We start from the raw sequence: 18,270 nt of genomic DNA, 5'->3' as shown, positions 1-18,270 counted from the left end.
CAGGCGCTTGCGCGCCTGCCGATTTGGCGACGGCATCGGGCAGGGAGAAACCGCCGCCGCGGGGTCTCAGAACATGAAATCGGACGCGTCGAGTTCCGATTTGGTGAGATCGGCCACGAACAGCGTGTCGTCATTGTTGGAAATCAGCGCGCCGCCCTTCTCGAATGTCAGATGGCCGGATTTCAACGCTTTGAAGCTGGCGAAATCCGAGCAGCCCGACAGATCGATCTTGTCGACGCCATTCTTGAAATCGGTGATAGTGTCATCGCCGAAAGTGTCGGAGAACACGAATATGTCCGCGCCGCCTTTGCCGGTCAGCCTATCGTCGCCCTGAAGGCCGGACAGGCGGTTTCGCCCGCTGTTGCCGACAAGGACGTTGTCGCTGTTGTCGCCCGCGCCGTTGATGCTCTTGCTGCCCAGCAAAAACAGCTTTTCCACGCCATAAGAGGTGTTGAGCGCGTAGCTGACGGTGGCGTAGACCGTGTCGACGTCGCCCTCTGGAGCGTTCGTGTATTCCACGACGGTGATTTTCTGGCTGTTGACGTAGAACCTGTCGTCGCCGTCCCCGCCCGACACGACGCCGGCAAAGACGCCGCCGCGCGTATCGAACACATCGTCGCCCTCGTAGAGCCGGATCTCTCCCGACATCTTGCCGCGATTGATCAGCGTCTCATTGCCTGCGTCGCCGCTGAAGGACAATGTCGCGCCGGCCAGCGAGCCGTTGTTGATGGTTTTCGAGTCCAGCCCGGCGTCGTTCTGTCGGCTGAAACCGTATTTGCCAGAGATGACGCTGTCGTCGCCGAGCGAAATCGTGGTGGAGACATTGGTCAGTAGGACAGCTGTCGCCGCTGCTTTGATGACGCCGTCATTGTGGAAGTCGACATTGTCGCCGCTCCAGATCACGCCAGCATAACTGGATTTGATCGTGCCGGTATTGTTGATCTCGTAATGACCAGCGCCCAGCGAGATCTGGCCGTTCAGCAGGCCGTCATTATTGATGGTCTGGTCGTCGCCCTGGAGCGAAATGCTGACCGAGCCCTTGACGACGCCGGTGCTGGCCACCGTCACCACATCGCCCACGCCGCCCAGATAGAGGCCGCCGCCGGTCTGCTGTGCGCTCGTCACCACGCCCTTGATGATGAAGGCGTTGTCGGTATAGCCGCTGGATTCATAGATGCCGTAAAAGCCGCTGCCGGCCGACACCGTCACGCCCTTGGCGACGGTCCATTGCGCATTGGATTCGGCGATGTTCAGCTGATTGGCGATATTGCTGTTGAGCGCGTATTTCTTCATGACGATTCCACGGCCTCGAGGCGCAGGCAGACAGCGGCGCGCGACAATGATCGCTGTCGCCACTTTCCTGTCGGCCTGCTGTTATGTTGCTGAAAAGCTTAGGGCTAAGCGGCCCTGACAGGAAGCGGCCCGCGCTCGCGCGCAGGTAGTTTGGCGAGATCGTTGCGAAGATTGGCAGGATCGCGCGCCAACGGCCTTGTGACTTTCGCCGGACGGTCAAATCGTGTCTAACCGGACGCAACACCGGTCAGGAGACGTCATGAAGCAGCATCCCAAGCACTCCGTCGCCATGCTGCTCTATCCCGGCGTGTCGGCCAGCGATGTCGCGGGGCCGATGGAATGCTTCGGGCTGGCCAATTACATCTCGGGCAACGGCATCTATACGCTGGGCACATTTTCATCCGATGGCGCGCCGGTGGCGGCCGCAGGTTCGTGGTTGACGCTGCAGCCGACCCACAGTTTCGACAGTTTGCCCGAGACTGTCGACACGCTGCTGATCCCCGGCGGCCCGGCCGCTTTCACTCTGTCGAAAGACAGCGAGATCACCGCCTGGCTGCGCCGCCGCGCGGAAAAGGTAGCGAGGGTGGGCTCGATCTGCAACGGCGCCTTCGTGCTGGCGGCGCTCGGGGCCGCAGATCAGGGTAAGCTCGCCACCCACTGGCTGTTTGCCGATCAGCTGGCGCGGCTGCATCCCGATGTCGATGTCGACCACGACGCCATCTATGTGCGCAGCGGCAAGGTCTGGTCCTCCGGCGGCATGACCTCGGGCATGGATCTGGCGCTGGCGCTGATCGAGGAGGATTGCGGACGCACGCTCGCCATGGAAGTGGCCCGCCACATGGTGCTCTATCTCCGGCGCTCCGGCGGCCAGTCGCAATTCAGCATGCATCTCAAGGCGCAGTTTTCCGACCTGCCGGCCATCGGCCGGCTGCAGCAATGGATCATCGACAATCCGCAATCCGACCTGCGCGTCGAAACGCTGGCGGCGCGCGCCGCGATGAGTTCCCGCAGCCTGTTGCGCGTCTTCAAGGAGCAGACCGGCCTGACGCTCGGCAAATTCGTCGCCGAGACCCGCCTTCGCCATGCCTGCAGCCTGCTCGAAGACACCGATCGCGAGCAGAAGGAAGTCGCAAGCCTGTCGGGGCTGGGCAGCGAAACCAATCTCCGCAAAGTGTTCATGACCCGGCTCGGCATCACCCCCAGCCAATACCGCCAGCGCTTCCGCGCTGCCGACACTGCGCCCGCAGGCCCCGAAACCTCTGGCCCTATCGGCTATGACGACGCCTGGCTCTACCGCACCGAAGTGAAGGATTTCCACCGGTCGCTGAAGAGGCGGTAGGTGTGAGGGAGTGGCGGGTTCGGAGAGGCGCGCGGGCTCGGCCAAGGGCGTGATCTTCATGACCATCGAGGACGAGACGGGTGTCGCCAACGCCATCGTCTGGCCAAAAGTTTTCGAGGCCTACCGGCCGATCGTCATGGGCGCGCGGCTGGCGGGCGTGCGCGGCCGCGTCCAGAAGGCCGATGGCGTCATCCATGTCGTGGCCGAAAGCGTCGAAAACCTCACCGACCATCTCGCCAAGCTCTCGGACGACCGACGCCTGATCGAAAGCCTCGCCAACGCCGTCGGGGCAGAATTTTCATTGATGTGGCTAGATTTTATAGTGCAATTACTATGTAGTCGGCATAATTTAAGTAAGAGATTACAACACTATGGCCACACATATATATGAATAAAAATAAACTTTACTAAAAATTCAATTTTTAATTATTTCCCACCAGGGCAGCAAATGGTTCATCTTTAATGGAAATTTCTTCTCTGTAAGTTGAATACCGCATTCGCGGGCTATTTGAGGGAGACTGTAGCCTTCAAAGCGCGGGTGACACGCATGGCTCAGAACCTGCAGGAATTCGTCTGTTTCGGTAACAATGCAAGTGTCAGCCAACTCCTGAACAGAGACGAAGATAATGGTTTTCATATCAGCCGCTGTAATATCAATATCTTGGGCTGCAAGTTCCCGGGCGCGGTCAGCAGCAATGCGACGTAGCTTGTCAGCCATCTGCATCCAGTTATCCATGGTCAGGACAATTCCGTAAGCCGTCGGAGAAACGGAATGTTCTGCATAGATCCCTCGGCGGGCATGAGAGAAAAATCGCCAAACCTGGTAGATGCCCTTCACCAATTGATCAAATTTTGCTCGCTCGGCCTCAATAGGGTTTTCGGAAAATTGGGCTGCAAAAGTCAATTTTGTTGCTTTGCATTCAATAATTGCCACGATCGCATCACCGTCTTTAACTAAGCAATCAGGCGGATCAATTCTATTAGCCTTCGTTCCATAAGCTGCTCCTTGCAGAGTTTCAAGCCGCGGATTGAACCCCTTCGTGAGCACACGGACGTAGTCTTCAAACCTTGAATTTGCCTCAGACAACAGCCTCTTGGGGCCCTTTGCTATGTCATAATATAGTCCTGCCGTAGCGCGATGCATAATGAGTGGTGTTAACGGAGATATGTAAAGCGGTTTTCGGTGGGGCCGATCAATCCGCACTATAGGCTTTTGCCTTAAAACGCTCGGCATGTAAGCCGTCTTCAGCGGGCCCTTCAGCGCTTTCATCGCGTCGAGGTTGAGCTTCTTGGCTCGCTTTCGTATATCCGTGATGTCCGAACTCAGAATATTTAAAGTTTTTTCCATATCTTCTTGAGCTACATCAAGGCTAGAGACATCAATTTCTTCTTTAAATGGAGCTTGAGCTTGGACACCAAAAAGCACTAAGCTCATGAAAATAAAAGATGATACGGATAATCCGTTCTGTTCTTGAAAAAAATGTCCACACTCTCCTTGTCCGTAAACGAAAGCATATCGGAAAAGTTGCTCGCTGTTATAACCTCTCTGCCAAGAGAATTGGCGTTGTCCAACCTTATACATTTCTTCTAGAACTTTATCCGCCGAAGCAGTGAGGTTATACTCGCCTTCTTCGATTGACCTCAAAATATTTACTAAAAAGGAGAATGAATTAAAATCTTGAAGATTAGTAAAGTGGTATCTGCCTGCTTGTGGTTTGTCCTTAGGTGTTGTGAGTAGGGACGTTATAATTGTCTCCAGCTCCCATTTATATATTGCAAATTTATCTGACATATCCGAAGTGACAGCTTCCTTTGGATACTTGAGAAACGGTTTGGCGGCTTCGTCGTTGCCTGATTGTATCGAGTCTACTGCCCAAATCATGCGCAGGCAGTCTAAGTCGTTGGCTCGCTCAAGCCATTTCACATATCGCGACTTGTTCAGTTTCAGCTTAAATCGACTCTTTTCCATTTCTCAACAATATGTAATTAGCAGTCATGATGCGACAGTGATAAAACCTTCATCCTGATAAAAATAAAATTAGTAATATTTGGATGACAATAAAAAGGTGTCGCAGTGCATTTTTTAAGTCACGCCCAAAGCAGTTGAGGAACAATCCCCACTTCCTCCGGTTCCGCCTGCGGCGACACACCGCGTGGCGTCTTGTCCGATTGAGAAACGTCAGTTGCAGCTACACATTTCATGACGCCAGCGTAATATAGCAAGCGCCCGTCCTGAGGGCGCGACGATAAAAAGGAGTTGGCGCCATGTTTGACCAATTCGACGCGGTTCTTCTCGCGCGCATCCAATTCGCCTTCACCGTGTCCTTCCACATCATCTTCCCGGCCTTTTCGATCGGGCTGGCGAGCTACCTCGCCGTGCTCGAAGGCCTGTGGCTGTGGACGAAGGACCGAGTCTATCTCGAACTCTTCGATTTCTGGAAGACCATCTTCGCCATCGCTTTCGCCATGGGCGTGGTCTCGGGCATCGTCATGTCCTATCAGTTCGGCACCAACTGGTCGGTGTTCTCGGACAAGGCCGGCCCGGTCATCGGCCCGTTGATGGGCTATGAGGTGCTGACCGCCTTCTTCCTCGAGGCGGGCTTTCTCGGCGTCATGCTGTTCGGCCGCAACAAGGTCGGGCCGGGGCTGCATTTCTTCGCCACGCTGATGGTGGCGGTGGGCACGCTGATCTCGGCCACCTGGATTCTGGCGGTGAATTCCTGGATGCAGACGCCGCAGGGTTTCGCCATCAACGACAAGGGTCAGTTCATCCCGACCGACTGGTGGGCCATCGTCTTTAACCCGTCCTTCCCCTATAGGCTCACCCATATGGTGCTCGCCGCCTATCTCACCACGGCGCTGGTGGTTGGCGCGGTCGGCGCCTGGCATCTGCTCCGGCGGCATGCGCCGATCCGCTCGCGCAAGATGCTGTCGATGGCCATGGGCATGATCACCGTGGTCGCGCCTTTGCAGATCGTCGCCGGCGACGCCCATGGGCTGAACACGCTGGAGCATCAGCCCGCCAAGGTCATGGCCATGGAAGGCCATTTCGACAGCCATCCCGAGGGCGCGCCGCTCATCCTGTTCGGCCTGCCCAATCAGGATGAGCAACGGGTCGATTACGCCGTCCAGATCCCCAAACTGTCGAGCCTGATCCTCAAGCATGATCTCAACGCTCCGCTCGCCGGCTTGGACACCATCCCGCGCGATCGCCAGCCGCCGGTGGCGGTGGTGTTCTGGTCGTTCCGGGTGATGGTGACGCTCGGTTTCGCCATGCTGGGGCTGGCTTTGTTCAGCCTGTGGCGGCGCTGGAAGGGCGATTTCGCCACCCACACATGGTTCCTGCGCTCTGCGCTCGTCATGGGTCCGATGGGTTTCGTCGCCGTGCTCGCCGGCTGGATCACCACCGAAGTCGGCCGCCAGCCCTATACGGTCTATGGCCATCTGTTGACCGCAGAGTCGCATTCGCCGATCGCCGCGCCGGCGGTGGCGGCTTCGCTGATCGCCTTCATCGTCGTCTATTTCTTCGTCTTCGGCGCGGGCGTCTTCTATATCCTCCGGCTGATGGGCCGTCTGCCGCGCGACCCCATGCCGGATCTCGGCGGCGGGCCGATCCGCTCCGCCGGCATCCATCCCGGCCCGGCGCAGATGAAGGAGCCCGCCCATGCCCATTGATTATCCGTTCATCTGGGCGGCCATTATCGCCTTCGCCGTGTTGGCCTATGTCATCCTCGACGGCTTCGATCTCGGCATCGGCATCCTCTATCCGCTGTTTCCGGAGAAACACGACAAGGATGTGATGATGAACTCGGTGGCGCCCGTCTGGGATGGCAACGAGACCTGGCTGGTGCTGGGGGGAGGCGGCCTGCTCGCCGTCTTCCCGCTCGCTTACGCCACCATCCTGCCGGCGCTCTACATGCCGATCATCCTGATGCTGCTCGGGCTGATCTTCCGGGGCGTCGCTTTCGAGTTCCGCTGGCGCACCCATCGCTGGCAGGGTTTCTGGAACAAGGCTTTCTTCGCCGGCTCCTTCACGGCGGCGCTGTGCCAGGGCATCGCGCTGGGCGCCTTGGTGCAGGGCATCCGTATTGAAAACCGCGCCTATGCCGGCGGCTGGTGGGATTGGCTGACGCCGTTCTCCATCGCCACCGGCGTCGCCGTGGTGATCGGCTATGCGCTGCTCGGCTCCACCTGGCTGGTGATGAAGACGCATGGCGAACTCGGCGCCAAGGCGCGGCGGCTGGCTTATCTTTCGGCGGTCGCCACGCTCGTCGCCATGGGCGCGGTCAGCCTGTGGACGCCGTTCCTCAGCGACGTCTATCTCAGCCGCTGGTTCGCCTGGCCGACCGCCGCCTTCAGCGTCATCGTGCCGCTGCTGGTCGCGGGCTGCTTCGCGCTCATGCTCTACGGTTTGAAGGCGCACCGCGACACGCTGCCGTTTCTGGCGGCGCTCGGCCTGTTCATCCTCGGCTATGCCGGCATCGGCATTTCCTTCTACCCCTATATCGTGCCGCCCTCGCTGACCATCTGGGATGCGGCGGCGCCGGATTCGAGCCTCGCTTTCCTGCTGGTCGGCGCGCTGGTGCTGGTGCCGATGATCCTCTGCTACACCGCCTATTCCTACTGGGTGTTCCGCGGCAAGGTGGATCCGGAAGAAGGATATCACTGATGGATGAAAGGCTGGAAAGCAACGAAAAAGGCGCTTCCGCGGGGAAGCGCCTCCTCTGGTTCTTCGGCCTCTGGATCGCGGGCGTCGCCGCAGTCAGTCTGGTCGGACTGGCGATCCGGACGGTGCTGATCTGATCAGGCGGCGTTGGATTTCGGCCCGCTGCCCGATACGGTGCTGCTCGTGATCGACACCGGGTCGCTGGCGGGGAAGGAGTCTTCCAGCCCCTCCTGCAACTGATCTTCGAGTTCTTCCTTCTGCCCGGTCTGGCGGGCCGACAGCCGCTCGGAGGCGGGCTTGTCGGTCACATCGCGCAATTGGCCGGCATCCATGCCGGCAATTTCGGCCATCACGTGGCGAGCGCGAGTCTCGGCGTTCAAACGGTTCAGATCGCTTTCATCGCCATTCGGCATGAAGACGGAAACGATGTCGCCGGCTGGGCTGACGAATTCGACCGTATAACCCTGTTTGCCGCCGCGTTCGGGAATGACCTGCGATTCGACATTTTCCATGTGAAAACCTCCTGTTCGGTTCGTTCTAACAACGCCGGGCGGGGCAAGGAGGTTCCCGTCGGTCAGGTGCCGCAGAAGGTGCGCAGCACCCGCTCCTCGGGCCGGGCCGGGAGTTCATAGCGCGCGGCAACATCGGCCCTCCGCTCGTAGGGATGCGCCAGCACGGCGTGCAGCTGCTCGAAGGGGCCAAAATCCTCCCGCTCCGTCGCCGCCACGATCGCCTCCTCGATCAGGTGGTTGCGCGGAATATAGATGGGATTGACCGCCCGCATCGCCGCAGCGCGCTCGGCAGCCGAGATCTCCTCGCCCGCATGACGCTGCCGCCACTCGGTCAGCCAAGCTGTGACAGGATCCGGATCGACGAAGAGGGAGAGCAGAGGGGCGTCATCTCCAAGCGCCGCATCCGAAAGCAGGCGGAAGGCGCGGGTGAAATCGACCTCGCCCGCCTGCAGCAGGTCTAGGAACCCCTGGATCAGCGGCTCATCACCCTCGCGCTCGGTCGTCAAACCCAGCTTGCGCCTGAGCCCCGCCACCCAATGGCCGGTGAACTGCGGGCCGAAGCGCTGCACCTCGGAATTGGCGATTTCCACGGCGGCGTCGAGCTCGTCGGCAAGCAGCGGCAGCAGCGTTTCGGCCAGCCTTGCGAGGTTCCACTGCGCGATGCCGGCCTGGTTATGATAGGCGTAGCGGCCGTTCCGGTCGATGGAGCTGAACACGGTGGCGGGATCATAGGCTTCCATGAAGGCGCAGGGGCCGAAATCGATCGTCTCGCCGGAAATCGAGGAATTGTCGGTGTTCATCACGCCATGGATGAAGCCGATCTGCATCCAGCGCGCCACGAGCGCGCTTTGCCGCTCGGCCACGCGCCGGAGCAGCCCGAGATAGGGATTGGCCTCGTCGGCGAGATCTGGATAGAGCCGCTCGATGACGTAATCCGCCAGCGCCTTGACGCCGTCGGTGTCGCCGCGCGCGGCGAAAAACTGGAAGGTGCCGACCCGCACATGGCTTTTCGCCACCCTCGTCAGCACGGCGCCGGGCAGCGACGTCTCGCGATAGACCTGATCGCCGGTGGCGACGGCCGCCAGCGCCCGCGTCGTCGGCAGTCCCAGCGCATGCATGGCTTCGCTGACGATATATTCGCGGATGACGGGGCCGAGCGCGGCGCGGCCATCGCCGCCGCGCGAATAGGGCGTGCGGCCCGCGCCCTTGAGCTGGATGTCGCGCCTGACGCCCTCGCGGTCGACAGTCTCGCCGAGCAGTATAGCGCGGCCGTCGCCGAGTTGCGGCGAGAAGCCGCCGAACTGGTGGCCGGCATAGGCCATGGCGATCGGCATCGATCCATCCGGCACCTGATTGCCGGAAAACACCGCACCCGCCGTCGCCTCGTCCATGGCTTCCCAGGACGGCCCGAGTTCGCGGGCGAGATCGCGGTTATAGGCGATCAACCGTGGGCTCGGCGCGCCGGACGGATGAACCCGGGCGTAAAACCGGTCGGGCAGGGCGGCATAGGTGTTGACGAAATCGAGCATGGGGCGGCTTTCGAGGCTCAGGAACTGACAGAACACAGATGGGCGCGCGATGTTTCCGCTGCAAGCGCTCATCCGTCTTCTACAGCCCCAGCATGGTCAGCATCACGAAAGCGCCGAACAGCACGAAATGCGTCATGCCCTCGATGGCGTTGGTCTCGCCGTCATTGAGATTGATGGCGGCGGCGATCAGCGTGATCGCCACCATCACCGTCTGCACCGGCGTCATCGCCATGGTCAGCGGCTGGCCGTTGATGAGCGCGATCGCTTCCATGACCGGGACGGTGAGAATGACGGTGGAGAGCGAGGCGCCCATGGCGATGTTCACCACCGCCTGCATCCGGTTGCGCAGCGCCGCCCGCAGCGCGGTGAGGATTTCCGGCGCCGCCGAGATCGCCGCAACCAGCACCGCCATCAGCGCCGGCGGCGCGCCTGTGCCTTCGAGACCATGATCTAGGAAGGCCGACATGATCTCGGCCAGTCCGCCGATCAGCACCACGCCGAGAATGATGACGCCGATGGAAAACGCCATCGGCACGCCGTCGCCATCGTGCTCTTCTTCGTGGGGCTGCGCCTGCTTGCGGTCCGACGAGGTATAAGCGTAGCTGAAGAAATAGGAATGCTGGCCGACCTGCATGCGCAGGAACAGTGCATAGAGCGTCACCATCGCGAAGATGGTGAAGGCGGAATAATAATGCCATTTCGCCGCCGGGATGAATTCGGGCACGATCATGGAAATGCCCATGGCGGTCAGGATCATCACGCCATAGGTGCGGCCGGAATCATTGTTGTAGGGTTGTTCGCCGTAGCGCAACCCGCCGAGCAGCGCCGCCAGCCCGAGAATGCCGTTGATATCGAGCATGACCGCCGAATAAATCGTGTCGCGCACCAGCGTCTTGGAGCCGGAATCGAGCATGAGAATCGCAAGGATGATGACTTCGACCGCCACGGCGGACAAAGTCAGGATCATCGTGCCATAGGGATCACCGACGCGGACGGCGAGGTGTTCGGCATGTTTGGCGACGCGCACCGAGGCCATGACGATCGCCGCCACCAGCAGCGCCGCCGTGACGAGGTTTGCCGCCTGGCCGAGCCCGAGAAACCAGCTCTCTCCGGCGAACGCGACGACCGCGGCGAGCGCCGGCACGATGAGGATGAATTCTTCGCGGGCGTAGGCTTTCATGATGCTCCTCGGATCTCGCTCGATCGGCGCGTTGCAGACGGTTATGAGCGCCGCCGACTCGCTTGCGATGGGTAACCCGCAGGATGAGGAATTGTCGCGAAATTTTTTACGCGCTGCGCTGTAGCAGCGACAGATCGAAGGCGCGTCGACGGATCATCTCCGTGACGATCGCGAAAGGCGCGGCGCGGGCATAGAGATATCCTTGACCGTAACGGCAGCCGATCTCGACGCATTGCTCCGCCTGTTCGACCGTTTCCACGCCCTCGGCGACCACTCTCAGCCCCAAACGCTGCGCGATCTGCACCAGCCCTTCGGTGATGACGCGGCTCGGCCCGGGTTCGGTGACGCCGCGGGTGAAGGACTTGTCGATTTTGATCGTGTCGATGGGGATCGACATCAGATGCGTCAGCGAGGCGAAACCTGTTCCGAAATCATCGAGGGCGACTTTGACGCCATCGCTCCGCAACCGGCCGATTTCGTCGGCGATGGCGCGATCGCGTTGGTCGAGATAGACGGATTCGGTGATTTCGATCACCAGCCGCTCGCGAGAGGCTCCGGGCCGGGCGAAAGCCTCGTTCAATCCGTTGCGCAGATTGCCGTTGTGAAAGTCGGCGCTGGATATGTTGACCCCGACATTGAAGCCGTTCAATCCCATGCCGCTCCAGTTCGCCATGTCCGCGGCGACCTTGTCGAGCATGACGCGGGTGAGTTTAGCCGCCACCCGCGCATCCTTGGTCGCCTCGTGAAAGGCTGCGGCCGGGGTGATCGAGCCGTCGGGGTTGCGCATGCGGCACAGCGCTTCGAGCCCGGCCACCAAGCCGGTCTTCATGTCGACGACCGGCTGGTAGAATGCTTCGATGCGTTGTTCCGCCAGGGCTGCCGTCACCTCGCGCACGGCGCGGTAACGCTCGCTGATCGCGGTGCCCATCCCGTCCTGGAAGGTGATGAAGCCGCCCCGCGCTCTCTCCTTGGCGTGATAGAGCGCGAGATCGGCATTCTGCCGGATAGTCTCCGGGGATTGGCCTGGCGCGATCAGTGCGCCGCCCATCGTGGCCGAGGGATGGACGACATGGCCGGCGCAATCGCAGGGCGCCTCCATGGCGTTGATGATGGCATGGGCCGAGGTATGCAGGCCGCCCTCGTCGTCGAGCGACGCGATCACCGCGAATTCGTCGCCGCCGAGCCGGAAGAGCTTGCCGTCGCCCACGATCGGGGTGGTGCGCGAGGCCACTGCGCGGATCAACGCATCGCCGGCCGAATGGCCGAACGTATCGTTGACGAGCTTGAGATTGTCGAGATCGACGAGGATGAGGCCCCAATCGCGATCGCATTGCGCCAGCATGTCGTCGAAGCGCGCATTGAAACAGGCTCGGTTGGGCAGGCCCGTCAGCGCGTCGGTGAAGGCCAGACGCTGACGCTCGCGCACTCGCGCTTCGCGCTCCAGCGCGATGGCCGTGAGATGCGTGCAGGCGGTGACGATCTTGATTTCGAAATCGGTCGGCCCTCTCGTGTCTCGAAAGTAGAAGCCGAATGAGCCGACCACCTCGCCTTGACTGAAGATCGGCGAAGACCAGCACGCTTTCAGGCCGAGCGGCAGGGGCAGAGCCCTGTAATCCTCCCACAGCGGGTCGGTGGCGATGTCTGTGACGATGACCGGCTTCTTGCGATAGACGGCGGTGCCGCAGGAGCCCACTTTGGGGCCGGACTGAATGCCTTCGAGGGCTTGCGAATAGTGATCGGGCAGCGACGGCGCCGACAGCGGATGGAGGCGTCCCTGCGCATCCGCCTCCACGACCGAACACACCACCTCGGGAACCATGTCCTCGACCATCACGCACAGCCGATCGATCGTCGGCTTCAGCGGCGCTCCGGTCGCGATGAGTTCCAGGATCGTGTTTTGCAGCGTCTGTAGCATGCAGGCTCCCGACGAAAGGTAACTGGATAATGCATCAGGGGGACTAAAAGGGCATTAAGAAAAACGGCGAAAGTCTGTATTTCCACCGCTTGCCGCGCCGCGAACGGCCGAGCGGCGCTGGCTATGACGGTGGATAGGCGCAAATCCATCCCTCCAGGCAATCCGTCCCGGCGGGCATGCCGAAGGCGTTGTCGCGCTCGAGCCAACTCCAGGAGGCCTGCGACGCAGCGATCAAGGCATTTAACGGGGTCCACGCCATAAACATCCATGCCCGCCGTCTCCGTGTTTCGCGACGTCTTTTACAGAAGAGGGGACGAAAGAGATTACGCGCGCTCAATCAGCGCCGCGCGTCGCGGACCGGCGCGTGACGCGCCAAGGCGGCGGGCCGGTCGTCTTCCCCCCGTTTTGGCGCGGGCTCTCGCTCTAGGTACCGCTTTATATAGAGCTCCTGTGTGAGCGTCTTGACGAGTGCGGCGAAAGGCGTGGCGATAGCGAGGCCCATCAGTCCGAACAGTGATCCGAACAGGATCTGCGTGGAAATCACGAAGGCCGGCTGCAACTTGACGCGCCGTCGCTGAATGAGCGGGGTGACGACATAGCTTTCCAGCGCCTGCACTCCGGCATAGATGCCGATCGCCAAAAACGCCTTGTTCATGCCGTCTGGCAGCGCGATCAATATGCCCGGGATAGCCGCGAGCACGGGCCCGATATTGGGCACGAAGGCGAAAAAGGCGGCGATCAGCCCGAGCAACAGAGCAAGGGGCATGTCGATCAGCCACAAGCCGAGCCCGGTCAGGAGGCCGATCAGCGCCATGGCGATCAATTGACCGACGAGCCAGTTGCGCAGGGCGTCCACCGACCGGTCGAGCACCTCTTCGGCGTCGGGCCGAATAGATGGCGCAAACATCAGGATCAGTCCGGCTCGATAGCGCTGCGGATCGAAGGCCCCGTAGAGCCCGATGAACAGAATGATCACGAGGTCGCCCAAGGCTCCGAACGTCGTGGACAGCACGCCGGTGGTGACATTGGTGGCTGCGGGCCAGCGAATCGCTTCGGTAAAGTCGCGATCGAGCAGCCTTTCGCCCCAGCCGAAGCCGTCGATCCGCTCCTTGAGCTTGGCCAGACCCTTCGGCAGGGCTTCGGTGATGGCGGCAGTCTGTTCGGAAATCGCCGGCGCGGCGGATATGACGGCAAGCGCCAGCGCAGCGAGCAGCAGCACGAAGAAGACGACGAGGCCGAAGATCGGCGCGATCCGCGCCGCGCCGGCCAACGCATCGCCGCAGGCGCGAAACAGAATGGCGAGCAGGACGCCCGCGAAAACCACGAACAACGCTCCAGGCGCCAGAATTGTCAAGATCGCGATGCCCAGACCGAACACCAGAAGTGAAACCCGCTTTTCCATCCGACCTCGCGCTCTCGCCTCTCCGAAGAACGGCAATGACGGCTAAACGCCATCGCGCGAGGCGTGTTCCTGACGGATGCGATAAGACTGATCGCGCGAAGGCGATAAACGACCTGGGCTTTGATCTGGTGGAATTGGGTGAGGTCATATGGCGGAGAAGATGGGATTCGAACCCACGATACCCTTCCGGGTATACTCCCTTAGCAGGGGAGCGCCTTCGACCACTCGGCCACCTCTCCGTTGAGGGCGTGGATACTCACAATGATGGGGCTGATCAAGCCGTATTCCGCCTTGCCGCACATTTTTTTCAGATTTCGAATTTTTGAGATTTCGACGCGCAGCGCGAAGGGCGATGACTAAGCGCGTGACGAACGACCCAAGCCGAGCTCTCGAATCGTTTGATCGATTCTGCTCCAAAATGCTCTCGAACCGACCGGGAAGGCGCGGCTGTCGTGTAGCCGGAGGCAAGTCCGCTCCTCCATATAAGGCCCGCAGGCCGCCATTTTCACGCCGGAAACGGGGAAAGCACACCGGCTTCAGCTTCGTTAAAGACTATTGCACAGCTTCTATGTGCCTGACTTTGTTAAGGTTTGGGTAAGGTTTGTTAAAATTCTATGGAATTATGACGGGCTCGCTGTCGATTGTGTGTCTTTTCTGTAACAACGGAATTTGAACGCGACCGATTAAACCTGTCGGGGGGCGTTTCCCGATTGCGTCGGCTGCGCCTGTCACTATGATCACCTTCGAAGCGGCGGGGATGCCCGATGTCTTCTGAATGGGAGTGGGGCAGGGAACGCCTCAGGCGATAGAACCCACACCCGAATGAAACATTTTGACTGGAGGTCAGAAATGAACATTAAGAGCCTTCTTCTCGGCTCCGCAGCTGCTCTGGCAGTTGTTTCCGGCGCTCAGGCTGCCGACGCTGTCGTCGCCGCCGAACCGGAACCCATGGAATACGTGAAGGTCTGCGATGCTTACGGCACCGGCTACTTCTACATCCCCGGCACCGAAACCTGCCTCAAGATCGGCGGCCGCGTCCGCTTCGACCTTCAGGCTGCCAACTCCTACGCTCTGAACAGCGACAAGGGCTGGCGCACCCGTTCGCGCGGCGAAATCTACATGGATTCCGCTTCGGACACCGAATACGGCCCGCTCAAGACCCAGTTCGTTGGTCGCCTCGACTTCGACGGCACCTACAATGACGGCGTCGGCACCAACACCAGCCTCGTTGCCGCCAACATCTCGATCGCCGGCTTCACCGTCGGTCTGGCTGACTCGCTCTTCACGACGATGACCGGCTACGCTGGCGACATCATCAACGACGACGTGGTCTCCTACGGCCAGTTCGAAGTCAACCAGATCAACTACGTCTACGACAACGGCGCTGGCCTCAAGGTCGGCCTCGGTCTCGAAGCCGACGACATCCTGGTTGGCGCTCGCGTTCGCAACGGCGAAGACTACATCCCGAACGTCACCGGCGGCGTCGGCTACTCGGCTGGCTCCTTCGGCGTCACCGTGGTCGGCGGTTACGACGAGCGTCGTGACGAAGGTGCGATCAAGGGTCGTGTCGACGGCAACTTCGGCGCCTTCTCTGCCTTCGTGATGGCCGCCTGGTCGTCTTCGGGCAAGAACGTCAACAACTACGCTCCTGGCGACGCTTCCGGCGCTTCTTGGGGTGACTGGGCTGCCTGGGCCGGCGTCGGCTACAAGGTTTCCGACGACCTCGGCTTCAACGCCCAGGTTGCTGGCACCGACAAGGACACCCTGGCGATCGCCGCCAACGTCAAGTGGAACCCGGTTGCTGGTCTCCTGATCCAGCCGGAAGTCACCTACACGTCCTTCGACAACCGTCTCGCCGACGGCGACCAGTGGAACGGCATGATCCGCTTCCAGCGCACGTTCTAATCCTTCTGGGATTGGACTTTCAGGCCGGCCGCAAGGTCGGTCTCGAAACCCTCGGCTCACGCCGGGGGTTTTTGTTTTTTTGAATGGGCGGAGCGGTGAGGCCGCGGTCGTGCGCGTCATGCATCCGGAACCGAATTCGAGATAGGTCCGAGGCGCTGTGGATGCCGATATGCTGCAAGAGGATGGCAGCCTCCGCAAAGAGGCGATCAGCCGGCCTCCACCTGACCTGCTTTGATACGAGTCTGAAGCGTGTTTCGTATGAAGACCATCGCCGAGGACGATGGCCCGTTGTTCATGCAGGCCAGAAGCTGTTGGTCGAGAGAGAAACGCGAGAGTTTAGCCGGGCGCCACGGTTGGCGATGGCCCTATTTTCGACCCGCCGTGAGGTCGCTTCCGATATCCCCCGGCTGGTTAAGCAGCGCCTTGTAAACCTGATAGTTCTCCATCACCTTCTGCACGTAATCGCGCGTCTCCTGAAATGGAATCGCTTCGATCCAGTCGACGACCTCGTCCAGCTTCATCTTCCGCGGGTCGCCGTAACGCTTGATCCATTGCGGAATTCGCCCCGGGCCGGCGTTGTATGCGGCAAAAGTGAGAATGTAGGATCCCCTGAACTTGTCGATCTGCTCGCCGAGATAATGCGAGCCGAGCGTCGCGTTATAGCCTGCGTCTTCGGTCAGTTTCTCCTCCGCCCAGGCGAGTTGGTGCCGGGCGGCGAGCGTCTTGGCGGTGGACGGAAGGATTTGCAACAGTCCGCGCGCGTCGGCAGGCGAGACGGCCTTGGGGTTGAAGGCGCTTTCCTGGCGGGCGATCGCATAGGCAAGCGCCTTTCCGGCCCCGGAAATATCGGCGCTGTCGGGAATGGCGCCGAGCGGGAAGGCGGCCATTCCCGGATCGTGCCCCTGATTGAGCGCCGCCTTGCCGATCGCCAGCGCCAAGACCGGCCCCTGCGCGCTCAATGCCGAGTCGGCCAACGCCTGCAATTCGGTCGGGCTTTCGAGCGTCCGGGCCAAGGCGAGATAGAGCCGGCGCGCCCTCCCGTCCTGCCCGCATTGCAGCATGAGGTCGATCGCCTGCATTTCGGGCCGACTTTTCATCAGGGACACGATGTCCGCCAGCGGACGATACCGCTGCTGGGGATGTATGGCGACGCCGATGCGTGAGGCGGCCAACTGACCGTAAAAAGTTGCCGGATAGTCGGACGCCTTTGCGAACAGGGTTTTGGCGTCGCTGTCGCCGGCGGTTTCCGCGGCGCGTCCGAGCCAGTAATAGGCCCGCGCCTGATCATGCGCTCTCGGGCTGGCGGCGAGAATGGCGTTGAAGTGCGGCTTTGCCTTCCGGGCGTCCTTCAGTCCCCGTAGGGCGTACCAGCCTGCATGAAATTCCGCCTCGACGATATCGGTTGGCTGTACGGACGGATGCGTCGCGGCGAGTTCATAGGCGTCCGCCGGCCGGCCCTGTTCGAACAGCATGCGGCTGACGATGCGCCTCTCCACCCACCATGCGCCGGGATCGACCAGGCGAGCCTGATCCTTCGGCGCGGTGGACAAAAGGCGGGCCGCCTCGCGGAAGCGGCGTTCGAACCGAGCCTGCTTGGCGGCCACGAACAGAAACGCTGGCTCTTTGTCGAAGCCGCCGCGCGCCTGTTCGAGCAGGTCGCCCGCTTTCTTGTCGCGCCGGATCACGGCGATAAACGCCTTGGCGAGCGGCTCCGCTTTTCCCAAGGTGGCGAAGCGGGCGGACTGGCCGAATTTTTCCGCATAGAGCAGCCTGACCAGCCTGGCCTTGTGATCCCCGACGTTCAAACGGTCGCCGAATTCGCTGAGAAGTCGATCCTCCGTCTCGACATCGAAAACACGGCCGCTCCATAAGGCCTGCAGCCGTGTCCGTGCTCCTGCCTCGTCGTCGGCCTCGATCCGGGCTCGGATCACCAGAATGTCGCCCTCGATACTCTTTGGACCTTCCGCGCCGATCATCTCGGCCGCCCGTCGAGGCGGAGCATTCTCGCGAAACAACGCCTTTTCGAGGTTTTCTTCGATGTCGTCCAGCGCCGGCCATCCCTTCAGCGCAGACTTCGCCATGACCAGTTCCGAACTCGGCGTCGCCGTCTGGCCGGACACCGCAATGGCCCATGTCAGCGTCTTCCACTCGACGCCGCCGGTGGCCAGGCGGTCGCGAAAAGCGATGGCCGAAAGCGTGTCGCGCGTTTGCAGGGCGCGAAAGCCCGCGCGCAACGTGTCGCTGGCCGACCCCACGAACAGGTCCGGAGCCGTCGCGCTTGCTGGTTCATCGATCTGCTGGAGAGGGTTTGCCGGTGCGATGCGTTCGGATTTCACCGCCGGCGGAGTTGTCTTGGGATGGGGGATCGAAAGCGTCGTCGAAATCTCGTCGGGCGGCGCGGCCCCTGGTTTCACCCGCCCGCCGATGAGGCCGGCCACGGCGCCGGCGCCGGCCGTGCAAACGAGAATGGCGATGAAGGCGCGCTTCATGTCACTGGCTCCGCCGCGTCCGACGTCCGTATCGGACTTG

At 61.1% G+C, this 18,270-nt stretch carries 14 protein-coding genes and 1 tRNA gene; 6 read left to right on the top strand and 9 right to left on the bottom strand.

Going from position 1 to position 18,270, the window contains the following annotated elements; genetic code table 11:
- Positions 1-66: 66 nt before the first annotated feature.
- A complete protein-coding gene (locus OCK01_RS08075) occupies positions 67-1,293 on the bottom strand; it encodes a hypothetical protein (protein WP_263823303.1) in 1,227 nt (408 codons plus the stop codon).
- Between the two features lie 259 nt (positions 1,294-1,552).
- On the opposite strand from OCK01_RS08075, the gene OCK01_RS08070 reads away from it, so the two are divergent.
- Both OCK01_RS08070 and OCK01_RS26535 read left to right on the top strand, forming a co-directional pair.
- Positions 1,553-2,632 (top strand): GlxA family transcriptional regulator, encoded by a 1,080-nt coding sequence (locus OCK01_RS08070; RefSeq protein ID WP_263823302.1) that lies wholly within the window; start codon positions 1,553-1,555, stop codon positions 2,630-2,632.
- 10 nt (positions 2,633-2,642) lie between these two features.
- Positions 2,643-3,023: an OB-fold nucleic acid binding domain-containing protein gene (locus OCK01_RS26535; protein ID WP_412178981.1), complete on the top strand. Its 381-nt coding sequence runs from the start codon at positions 2,643-2,645 to the stop codon at positions 3,021-3,023.
- Between the two features lie 24 nt (positions 3,024-3,047).
- Here OCK01_RS26535 and OCK01_RS08060 read toward each other — a convergent pair whose 3' ends face one another.
- Positions 3,048-4,556 (bottom strand): hypothetical protein, encoded by a 1,509-nt coding sequence (locus OCK01_RS08060; protein WP_263823301.1) that lies wholly within the window; start codon positions 4,554-4,556, stop codon positions 3,048-3,050.
- 341 nt (positions 4,557-4,897) lie between these two features.
- Here OCK01_RS08060 and OCK01_RS08055 point away from each other — a divergent pair, with 341 nt between their 5' ends.
- Genes OCK01_RS08055 through OCK01_RS08045 form a run of 3 tightly spaced genes read left to right on the top strand, consistent with a single transcriptional unit; the run spans position 4,898 to position 7,435 of the window.
- Positions 4,898-6,307 carry a cytochrome ubiquinol oxidase subunit I gene (locus OCK01_RS08055; protein ID WP_263823300.1) on the top strand — a complete coding sequence of 470 codons (1,410 nt, stop codon included), beginning with the start codon at positions 4,898-4,900 and terminating at the stop codon, positions 6,305-6,307.
- On the top strand, positions 6,297-7,301 hold the full coding sequence (gene cydB, locus OCK01_RS08050) for a cytochrome d ubiquinol oxidase subunit II (RefSeq protein ID WP_263823299.1): 1,005 nt from the start codon (positions 6,297-6,299) through the stop codon (positions 7,299-7,301). The genes OCK01_RS08055 and cydB overlap by 11 nt, the downstream gene beginning before the upstream one ends.
- Positions 7,301-7,435, top strand: a complete 135-nt coding sequence (locus OCK01_RS08045; protein ID WP_263823298.1) for a hypothetical protein — start codon at positions 7,301-7,303, stop codon at positions 7,433-7,435. Before cydB ends, OCK01_RS08045 begins: the two co-directional genes overlap by 1 nt.
- On the opposite strand, the gene OCK01_RS08040 is transcribed toward OCK01_RS08045, so the two are convergent.
- The 6 genes from OCK01_RS08040 to OCK01_RS08015 all read right to left on the bottom strand — a co-directional run bounded on the left by OCK01_RS08040 (position 7,436) and on the right by OCK01_RS08015 (position 14,075).
- Positions 7,436-7,810 (bottom strand): hypothetical protein, encoded by a 375-nt coding sequence (locus OCK01_RS08040; protein ID WP_263823297.1) that lies wholly within the window; start codon positions 7,808-7,810, stop codon positions 7,436-7,438. It lies immediately after the preceding gene.
- Between the two features lie 62 nt (positions 7,811-7,872).
- The gene (locus tag OCK01_RS08035; RefSeq protein ID WP_412178988.1) at positions 7,873-9,339 is read right to left on the bottom strand and encodes a protein adenylyltransferase SelO; all 1,467 of its coding nucleotides are present in this window, start codon (positions 9,337-9,339) and stop codon (positions 7,873-7,875) included.
- A 79-nt stretch (positions 9,340-9,418) separates the two neighbouring features.
- Entirely contained in the window at positions 9,419-10,519 is a 1,101-nt protein-coding gene (locus OCK01_RS08030; protein WP_263823295.1) for a calcium:proton antiporter, read from the bottom strand.
- Positions 10,520-10,625: 106 nt separating this feature from the next.
- Positions 10,626-12,434, bottom strand: coding sequence for an EAL domain-containing protein (locus OCK01_RS08025; RefSeq protein WP_263823294.1), 1,809 nt, complete (start codon positions 12,432-12,434; stop codon positions 10,626-10,628).
- 337 nt (positions 12,435-12,771) lie between these two features.
- Positions 12,772-13,836 (bottom strand): AI-2E family transporter, encoded by a 1,065-nt coding sequence (locus tag OCK01_RS08020; RefSeq protein ID WP_263823293.1) that lies wholly within the window; start codon positions 13,834-13,836, stop codon positions 12,772-12,774.
- A gap of 149 nt (positions 13,837-13,985) precedes the next feature.
- Positions 13,986-14,075, bottom strand: a tRNA-Ser gene (locus OCK01_RS08015).
- A 610-nt stretch (positions 14,076-14,685) separates the two neighbouring features.
- On the opposite strand from OCK01_RS08015, the gene OCK01_RS08010 reads away from it, so the two are divergent.
- Positions 14,686-15,741 (top strand): porin, encoded by a 1,056-nt coding sequence (locus OCK01_RS08010; RefSeq protein WP_182826771.1) that lies wholly within the window; start codon positions 14,686-14,688, stop codon positions 15,739-15,741.
- Positions 15,742-16,106: 365 nt separating this feature from the next.
- Here OCK01_RS08010 and OCK01_RS08005 read toward each other — a convergent pair whose 3' ends face one another.
- Entirely contained in the window at positions 16,107-18,230 is a 2,124-nt protein-coding gene (locus OCK01_RS08005; RefSeq protein WP_263823292.1) for a lytic transglycosylase domain-containing protein, read from the bottom strand.
- Positions 18,231-18,270: the final 40 nt, after the last annotated feature.

Source organism: Rhizobium sp. TRM95796, from assembly GCF_025779995.1.
In the GTDB taxonomy this organism is placed as follows: domain Bacteria; phylum Pseudomonadota; class Alphaproteobacteria; order Rhizobiales; family Rhizobiaceae; genus Rhizobium_E.
The sequence above is the reverse complement of the archived record's forward strand: the minus strand, read 5'-3'. Positions and strand labels throughout refer to the sequence as shown.

Coding starts and splice junctions, on each gene's coding strand:
- OCK01_RS08075 (WP_263823303.1), bottom strand. CDS start 1,293: ATGAAGAAATACGCGCTCAACAGCAATATCGCCAATCAGCTGAACATC.
- OCK01_RS08070 (WP_263823302.1), top strand. CDS start 1,553: ATGAAGCAGCATCCCAAGCACTCCGTCGCCATGCTGCTCTATCCCGGC.
- OCK01_RS08055 (WP_263823300.1), top strand. CDS start 4,898: ATGTTTGACCAATTCGACGCGGTTCTTCTCGCGCGCATCCAATTCGCC.
- cydB (WP_263823299.1), top strand. CDS start 6,297: ATGCCCATTGATTATCCGTTCATCTGGGCGGCCATTATCGCCTTCGCC.
- OCK01_RS08045 (WP_263823298.1), top strand. CDS start 7,301: ATGGATGAAAGGCTGGAAAGCAACGAAAAAGGCGCTTCCGCGGGGAAG.
- OCK01_RS08040 (WP_263823297.1), bottom strand. CDS start 7,810: ATGGAAAATGTCGAATCGCAGGTCATTCCCGAACGCGGCGGCAAACAG.
- OCK01_RS08035 (WP_412178988.1), bottom strand. CDS start 9,339: ATGCTCGATTTCGTCAACACCTATGCCGCCCTGCCCGACCGGTTTTAC.
- OCK01_RS08030 (WP_263823295.1), bottom strand. CDS start 10,519: ATGAAAGCCTACGCCCGCGAAGAATTCATCCTCATCGTGCCGGCGCTC.
- OCK01_RS08025 (WP_263823294.1), bottom strand. CDS start 12,434: ATGCTACAGACGCTGCAAAACACGATCCTGGAACTCATCGCGACCGGA.
- OCK01_RS08020 (WP_263823293.1), bottom strand. CDS start 13,836: ATGGAAAAGCGGGTTTCACTTCTGGTGTTCGGTCTGGGCATCGCGATC.
- OCK01_RS08010 (WP_182826771.1), top strand. CDS start 14,686: ATGAACATTAAGAGCCTTCTTCTCGGCTCCGCAGCTGCTCTGGCAGTT.
- OCK01_RS08005 (WP_263823292.1), bottom strand. CDS start 18,230: ATGAAGCGCGCCTTCATCGCCATTCTCGTTTGCACGGCCGGCGCCGGC.